Annotated in this window: 7 protein-coding genes; 5 read left to right on the top strand and 2 right to left on the bottom strand. The window is 55.6% G+C overall.

The window, feature by feature from the left end; genetic code table 11:
• The 3 genes from ACH2EH_RS25745 to ACH2EH_RS25735 all read left to right on the top strand — a co-directional run.
• Positions 1–1,955 (top strand): ATP-binding protein (locus ACH2EH_RS25745; RefSeq protein WP_395146285.1); only part of this gene is annotated, 1,955 nt, incomplete at its 5' end.
• Between the two features lie 64 nt (positions 1,956–2,019).
• Positions 2,020–2,364, top strand: a complete 345-nt coding sequence (locus ACH2EH_RS25740) for a hypothetical protein (protein ID WP_395146284.1) — start codon at positions 2,020–2,022, stop codon at positions 2,362–2,364.
• 8 nt (positions 2,365–2,372) lie between these two features.
• Positions 2,373–2,732, top strand: coding sequence for a hypothetical protein (locus ACH2EH_RS25735; RefSeq protein WP_395146283.1), 360 nt, complete (start codon positions 2,373–2,375; stop codon positions 2,730–2,732).
• An 8-nt stretch (positions 2,733–2,740) separates the two neighbouring features.
• Here ACH2EH_RS25735 and mqnE read toward each other — a convergent pair whose 3' ends face one another.
• Positions 2,741–3,910: an aminofutalosine synthase MqnE gene (gene mqnE / locus ACH2EH_RS25730; protein WP_395146282.1), complete on the bottom strand. Its 1,170-nt coding sequence runs from the start codon at positions 3,908–3,910 to the stop codon at positions 2,741–2,743.
• Positions 3,911–4,006: 96 nt separating this feature from the next.
• Here mqnE and ACH2EH_RS25725 point away from each other — a divergent pair, with 96 nt between their 5' ends.
• Together ACH2EH_RS25725 and ACH2EH_RS25720 are read left to right on the top strand one after the other, a co-directional pair.
• Positions 4,007–5,698, top strand: coding sequence for a hypothetical protein (locus ACH2EH_RS25725; RefSeq protein ID WP_395146281.1), 1,692 nt, complete (start codon positions 4,007–4,009; stop codon positions 5,696–5,698).
• Between the two features lie 206 nt (positions 5,699–5,904).
• Positions 5,905–6,780 (top strand): hypothetical protein, encoded by an 876-nt coding sequence (locus tag ACH2EH_RS25720; protein ID WP_395146280.1) that lies wholly within the window; start codon positions 5,905–5,907, stop codon positions 6,778–6,780.
• Positions 6,781–6,858: 78 nt separating this feature from the next.
• Here the strand turns inward: ACH2EH_RS25720 and ACH2EH_RS25715 are convergent.
• A partial coding sequence (locus ACH2EH_RS25715) for a hypothetical protein (RefSeq protein ID WP_395146279.1) occupies positions 6,859–7,459 on the bottom strand: 601 nt, incomplete at its 5' end.

The raw sequence follows: 7,459 nt of genomic DNA, 5'->3' as shown, positions 1-7,459 counted from the left end.
GCAGTGCCTACTTTGTCGCGCTCCAAAACGCCCGCCAGGAACAGGACTTCTTGCTGGCGCTCGCGAGTAGTCTTCAGATTCGCCTCCCCTCCGGCCCTGATGCCGACCCACTGGAGACGATCTGCTATCTGCTAAGCCAGAGGTCACGGCCCGTGCTGATTCTAGACAACATGGAGCAGCTCCTGGAAACTGATGCGATCACCTGTCTGGGCCGTCTGCTTCAGCGCGTCCCCTTGCTCTGTTGCCTCGCCACCTCACAAACGCGGCTTTCCATCCCCGGTGAGCGTCTCTTTCCCGTCTCTCCTCTTCCCGTTCCGTCTCCCGAAGCCATCCTCACGGGCATCAAAAATCCCGTTGCCTTCGAAGCCGCCTGGCCCAGTGTTGCTCTATTTGTAGACCGCGCACGTGAGAGCATGCCCGATTTCCACCTCCATACCCGCAATCTGAAGGCCGTGGGCAATATCGCGCGTCTCCTGGAGGGGCTTCCCCTGGCACTCCTGCTGGCCGCAGCCCGTGTGCAGGTAATGCCGCCCACTAAGATTCTAGAGGGAGTGGAGGAGCGCTTCCGTCTTCTCTCCACCAACCGGCGCAGCGGCCCGGAGCGCCACCGCTCGCTCCATGCCAGCATTTCCTGGAGCTACGATCTCTTGCGCCCTGAGCTCCAGCAGTTCTTTGTCCAGCTCACCGTCTTTCGTGGTAGCTTCTCCCACCAGGATGTCGAGCCGGTACTCCAGAGCCCGCTGGCGCTCGACCACCTCGCCGAGCTCTGCGACAGCTCGTTTTTAACCACCGAAGTCAGCGAGCAACACGTCCGCTTCGAGATGCTAGAGTCCCTACGGCTCTTCGGCGATCAGCAGTGGGAATCCACCGAACGCGAAGCCTTTCGCCAGCGCCACGCCACGCACTTCGCCCATCTCGCCGATCAGGCCCGCTCCCACTGGCGCACGGATCAGGAACCTCTCTGGATGGAGCGTCTCCAAAACGACCTAGAAAACCTACGCGCCGCCCTGCGCTGGAGCCTGGAATCCGAAGATTCCACGCACCTCGACGCAGCCTATCAGCTTGGCAGCAGTCTCGGGCGTTTTTGGTGGATCAATATCTATCACAAAGAAGGCCAGGAGTATCTTTCTCAAATATTACAAAAGGAGAAATTACGTGAATCTCTTACAGCAGAGCAACTTATTCGATTGAAAATCAGTTTAATTTCCCAGCTTATAGTTAGTGGAGAATTAACTAAAGCTAAATCATGGTGCCAAGAAGTTCTTGAGTTTGATACTATCCCAGAAAATAAAACATTATTAGGAATTGTTTATTCTAATTTAGGATCTATAGAAATAGGATTATCAGAATGGGATCAAGGAATAATCCATATCAATAATGCAATATCCATATTTTTAAAACAAAAGGATTATGTAAGAATTATCACGGCATTTAATAATCTTAGTGGTGGTTTTCTGAAAAATGGAAACATCAAAGCTGCAATTAATTTTGCTTACAAAGAATATAGATTTGCGATTCGACGAGGGACTGATGGAGACGTAGCTTCCTCGATACAATCTCTCGCCGATTGTATCCTTGTGTCAAATTCACCTGCACAAGCAACTGATCTATATGAAAAATCAATAATGAAAAATTTGATGTCCCAAAATATATTTGATTTGGTCAGTTCTTTGTTTTGTTATTCGTTACTAAAATATGCAACAGAAAAATCAGATATCCATCTACTGCGTTCCATCTATATTTCAAATTTTAAAAAGCTATCAGGTTCTGAAGAAGGGCCTATATCATCGATTTTTATGTCTAATCATAAAATAAAGATTATCCCTGTAGGAATTGGTTCTTTGGAAGAAGGAAAGTCACAGATTCGAAAATGGGCCGAAGAAATTACTAGAAATAAATCCGAAATTACAGATTTGGATATCCGTAAAATTGTAAGAAATTTTGTAAACACTTAAAGATAACCTCACCTCACCAACATAACCTTGCCATTGACAAGATATAGTTGTCGAGGATTTCAAAATGACGTTTGTGAATTTCAGGAAAATAGTTACAACAACTTTTTTATTGTCTGTGACGATAATTTCTGCATTTGGCGAAGGGATTAGGCCAACTGATATCCTTCTACCAGGAATCGTATCAGCAGGTAGTATGCAACCTTGTGTTGTTACTGTGGAAGGGGCAGGCGTTGTGCATATTCACAGTATTCCTGCTGGTGTCGTAGATATGGATGTGCCCGTTCATCCTGGCGCAAACTATGTTAATGTTGCATTTTCGGCAAGTTATGTGGAGGTAGTGACAGTTTATGCGACAATGGATGGGAGTAGCCAGGTTGTTGGAACAACGACAATAGTATTGCCTCACTAAATATTCAAATGCAGGGTCGTCAAGCTACGGCGTATGGTTCCCCTCTTCTTGTGGAGGGGGTAGCGGCTGTTCTTAAAAACTTAACCTGGTTTGACTCGGTGCGTATGGCTGACCCGGAGCAGACACCGCTGGAAGAGCTTAAGCGGTTCTCAGCCGACCTTCTGGTTTACTTTCCCGAGGGAGTCACCTCCGCAGAAATTAGGCACTTTAGCCACTACGTTATTGTCAGCGAGCTTCCGCAGGAGGAAACGGCGCTGGTCGTCTTAAGCCCATTTGACTCGGTGAAGACAATCCGTGTGGGTATTCTCTCGGCGCTATCGGGGCAGTACTACCGCTCGCCCCGACTACGTCAACCGAAAGGGGGCTGACGTTCAGCTCAGGACAGCATTGGAAGTGCCAAGCGACGGGGCTCTTCTAACAACACGCGGCTATCCGTGCGCTCAATGATGTTGTAGAGCGGATCGCGCTCGACGGGATCACGGCCCGCTTCGACGATCATCTGCACAAGCTGGCGCTGGCTGAGGTTCTGCTCCTCGTTTTCATCGTCAATCTCGTGGGTGATGACGTACTCCACAATTGTGCCATCAATGTCATCGGCACCATACCACTGTGCGGTCTGTGCCACGGGTGGGGTGATCATCATCCAGAATGCCTTGATGTGCGGGAAGTTATCTAGCATCAGCCGCCCGATGGCGACGGCCTTCAGATCCAGATAGCCCGTGGTGCTGGGAATGTGCGAGAGTTTCGTCCCCTTGCTGGAAAACGCTAGCGGGATAAAGGTCAGAAAGCCACCAGTTTCGTCCTGAGCCTCACGCAGCTTCATGGTATGGATCACGCGCTCTTCTAGCGTCTCGATGTGCCCATAGAGCATGGTCGCGTTGGTGTGCAGGCCCGCTCGGTGCGCCGTTTTTGCCGTCTCCAGCCACTCGGCGGCGGTCTCCTTGCGCGGGAAGATCGCGTCATGCACACGGTCCGTGAGAATCTCCGCGCCGCCACCGGGGAGGCTACAGAGCCCGTGCGCCTTGAGTTCAAGCAGCATCTCAGTCATGGGTTTCTGGGCGAGTGTCTGAATGTGCAGGAGTTCCACCATCGTGAACGCCTTGATATGCGCCTCGGGGCGGGTGGCCTTGACGGTATCAAGCAGCTCTAAGTAGTAGGAGTAGGGCAATTTTTTATTGATACCCGCCACCATATGAATCTCCGTGACAGGCAAATGGCGCGTGCGCTCCAGTTTTTCGCGCACCTGCTCCATGCTCATCGTGTAGGCCGAGGGACCGTCTTTCTGGGCGTAGAACGAGCAGAACTGACAGCCCTTGTTACAGAGATTGGTGTAGTTAATGTGCTGGTTTCGAACGTAGTAGGTGTCGTTGCCGTTCTTGGCCTCGCGGACGATATTGGCGAGCGCTCCGATGGCGGTAAGATCATCGGACTTCCAGAGTGCCAGTCCATCGTCGAAGGAGAGCCGCTTGCCCTCCATTACTTTGTCGTAGATCCCCGCAAGCTCTCCGCGCTGGAGAGCGGTGTGCATAAAACTTGACGTTGCCATCGGTTTGCCTAACTTTGTGAACTTGTTCACAAATTCTATCGCCGGTGAGAAAGCCTGTCAAGCAAACCGATCATCTAGTCTGTGCTACCTTGCTCGTTGCTAACCGATCCGCCTTTTGTGCTGGCCCTGCTCTGGCTGGCGCGTGCGCTCGGGCGGCAGATCGGGCGGGGGCAGAGCGACCAAGGCAACCCCCTGCTCGAATTGGCCTTGGGGTTAGGAAGCCTACAGTTCGTTTTCTTTGGTCTGGGTACACTTGGCCTGGCGAAGCCGCTGCCGATCCTGATAACCCTGCTGCTACTCGTGCTCGGAGCACGGCGGGAGTTTTTCCCGCTGCCAAGTCTGCGTTTCCTCCCTCAGGAGCCGCTGGAGTGGGCGCTCGCTCTTGCGCTCCTCTGCTTTTTTCCCCTGGCGGTGGCTCCCGTGACGGATCACGATGGGCAGTTCTACCACTTGACGGCGCTCCGGCGCTGGCTGGCAACGGGGCGGCTAGACTACCTACCGACACTCACCATGACCCAGTGGCCGATGGGTGTGGACATGCTCTTTGGCCTACCGCTGGCTCTCTGGAGCGACACCGCCGCCAAGCTCCTGCATTTTGCGCTGGGGGTACTGGCGCTGGGCACTCTGGCCGCACTGGGAAAGGCACTGGGGAGCCGTGGCGCGGGCTTGCTGGCCGGAGCCACGCTGTTTCTTCTGGGGCGGGGTGAGTTTTGTGCGGCCTACGTGGACCTAGGAGTCGCGTTTCAGACGGCGGCAGCACTGCTGGCTTTTGTCCTCTCAGTACAGCGCAACGACCGGCGGCTCTGGCTACTGGCGGCGCTTCTGAGCGGCTTCGCGGCCTCGTTCAAGCTCACCGGAGTTTTTCTCGGACTGGGTTTACTTCTCGCAAGCGGCCCGCGAAGCCCCCGCGACCGGGCGATTTTCCTGCTCGTTACTTTCGCCCCGATAACCCCCTATCTGCTCCGCGCCTGGTGTCTGACAGGCAATCCGCTCTACCCAACCCTAGCCAGCATCTTCCCGACTCGCGACTGGTCAGGGGAGCTCTCTAGGATCTTTCTCACGTTCAACCAGCTCTACAACTGGGGCAGTGGTCAGAGCTGGGATGCGGCCACGCGGCAAGCGATTCGCGGGGGGCTGATTCTCGCGGTGCTAGGGGGGGGCGTTTTCTGGAGGCGAGCTGAGGCACTACAGCAGCGCCTCGCCTGGGTCCTGGCGGGCCTACTGGCGCTCTCTCTCTGGCTGGTGGGGCCCTACCCACGCTACCTGCTCCCGCTTCTGCCCGTGGTGATCCTCCTGGTGGCGCTCCGTCTGCGCACACTCCAAGCACCACTCTGGCTGGCCAGTGTGGCCGTGCTGGGAGGAGGAGTACTTCAGGCACGTCAGCTTCCGGCCGCGCTTCCGGCCATTTTGGGAGACAAGGCGGCGCGCGCGGCCTACCTCACGCAGCAACTCTCCCTTTACCCGGTGCTAGTATGGATCAACCAGACAACCCCAAAAAGTGCTCGCATTCTGCTGGTTGCCGACACCGCCTACTACTGCGAGAGATCCTGCTGGTTGCCACACCCCTATCTCCAGGGTGCGATTCGCCTTACGCACTACAGCGACTTTATCGCCGATGTGAAGCGCGCCCGGCTCACCCATGTCGTTGTCGGTCGCAGGGAGCAGCCACTACCCAGCCTCTTTCCCACGGAGAACCAGGTTCGGTTTAGTCAGCGCCTCGCCCGGGAGCAGGGGGTCTTGATTTTTCAGAATGCCGAGCTTGAGGTCTGGCGTCTGCACAATTGGTGAAACCTTTCCACGAACCAATTCTCCAAAAAAGAAAAGTAGAGGTATTCTCAATGTTACGTGCTATCTTGCTTTTACTGCCTTTCACTCTGGTAACGGTGACGTCGCAGAGATCGCCACAGAAATCTAAGAGCGGTAAAGCCAAGTCGCCTCCACAGTCTGCCCCGAAGCAGACGGCAAAATCCGCTCCTCAGACTGTTTCTTCGGTCATGGATCCCAAATTACTCCAGCAGGTGCTTGCGGGGGCGGGTGGATCCACCTCCACTAGCTCAGAGAAAGCCGCGCTCGTAGAGGCGGTGGCATCAGGGAAGGGGCGGATTGACTACAGCCAGGGAATCGCTCGGGCCGTCGGGCTGGGAGCTCTCCCTCCGCCTAGCACGACACGTTCGCGCGCCCAAGATACACTCCTCGCTCGCGATGCCGCCCGTGCCGATGCACTACAAACACTGACGATGGCGCTTCAACAGGTGCGTGTTCGCGGAGAGAGCCGGGTGAGTAGCTACACCAACACTGCGAATAGTGGAGTACGGCTGAAGCTGGCGGAGGTGGTCAAGAGCGCCGAGGTTCTCGAGGAGAAACTCCTCCCTGAGGCAGGTATCTTTCGGGTGATCGTACAGGTGCGCTTGATCGGAGCAGGCTCGGTGTCGGAGGCGATCGGAGTGCCGATTGAAACCAAGACCGCCACGGAGCAAGACAAACCACGGGAGTCGTTCACGCCGGGCACACCCGCTCCCCCTGGAGTCGCCTTCACGGGCCTAATCGTGGACTGCCGCGGCCTGGGACTGAAATCGTCACCTTGCCCCAAGCTCTGGAACGAGAGTGACGAGGAAGTCTTTGGAACCATTACTGTCAGCGACGAATTTCTACAAGACCAGGGCATTGTCGCCTACCCGCACTCGCTGGAAGCCGCCCGAAACAGCTCCCGGATCGGTGCCCGCCCCTTGATTGTCCGCGCCCGTCGGTGCCGCGACTCCACTCGTTGCGAGCCTATTCTCTCGGCAAGCGATGCCCAGCGCATTCAAGAAGCCAACAGCGAGAGTAAATTTTTAGAGCGCTGCGCCGTTGTTTTCGTGGCGGATCCGTAAAAATACCTAGGAGAAAGCCCTTTCTCTGCCGAAAATACTTGTCCGCCGGGGATTTGATGTCCTCGGCGGACGGGATTTCTAGGGGAAGTCAGGGACGCTGCCACTTGCCCCAGAGCAGCCGTAGTTCTCAGGGCAACAGCTTGCCGAGTTACAGGCATACCAGTTTGCACAGACGGGATTGGAGTTTCGAATCGTCAGTTTCGCGCAGCCGCGATCCAGGCGCTGGAGCTTAACGTGACCGTCCACAAAGGCCATCATGTCCCACGCCCCCGGGCCGTTGCAGCAGTAGCGAACATTTCTATCGCCATCGTGCACCGTGTAGGTCTCGATCACCAGCACTTTCTGCGCCGGGAAGTCAATCCGCGCCAGTGGGCCCAGCCACTGGTAGTTCAGGTTGTAGCTGTACTCCGAGGGGTTGCCTGGGATCCTATTCTGGTTCGGGCAGAAGACCGCCATATCGGACTTGAAGTACGGCCTTGCCATCGCCGAGCCGCCGCCCTGCCAGACACAGCAGTAGCCCTTGGGCTGTCCGTTGTACATCAGTGGGCCGTAGACACAGTTGGTCGCCGTCACGTTGAAAGGCGCGACACACCGCACCCGAGCATCGGGGAAGCCCCAGTCAACCGAGATGCCTCCCGGCCCTGTATTCAAGGGATTGCCCCCACTTCCAGGAAACATC

Source organism: Armatimonas sp., from assembly GCF_043760365.1.
In the GTDB taxonomy this organism is placed as follows: Bacteria; Armatimonadota; Armatimonadia; order Armatimonadales; family Armatimonadaceae; genus Armatimonas.
This window is presented reverse-complemented; position numbering and strand designations above follow the sequence as displayed.